Origin of the sequence: Paraburkholderia sp. SIMBA_027 (assembly GCF_046535315.1) — a bacterium.
GTDB lineage: Bacteria > Pseudomonadota > Gammaproteobacteria > Burkholderiales > Burkholderiaceae > Paraburkholderia > Paraburkholderia tropica.
Map to the genome: position 1 here is coordinate 1 of NZ_JAWRWY010001554.1, position 238 is coordinate 238.

Here is a 238-nt window from a genome sequence, read left to right on the forward strand (position 1 = left end):
GATCAGCGTGGCAACCGGGCCGGTCCGCGTCAGCACCTGCTCGTACAACTGCCATACCGCGTTGTCTATGGGCGCGCCGTGATCGTCTATCAGCAGGCGATCGCCCAGGCTGTCGGTGTCTTCGGCAAAACCGGCCAGATGGATCTCACCCACCGCATGCAACGGCAGTGCGTTGAGGTAGGCCAGCGGGTCGCGTTGGTGGTTGATGCACGATACGTAGACGTTGTTGACGTCCAGT

General features: G+C 61.8%; 1 protein-coding gene. It reads right to left on the minus strand.

Annotated elements, in window-relative coordinates; all coding sequences use genetic code 11:
- Window positions 1–238: DUF692 family multinuclear iron-containing protein (locus tag SB764_RS44395; RefSeq protein ID WP_410867362.1), on the minus strand; the 238-nt coding region annotated here is incomplete at both ends.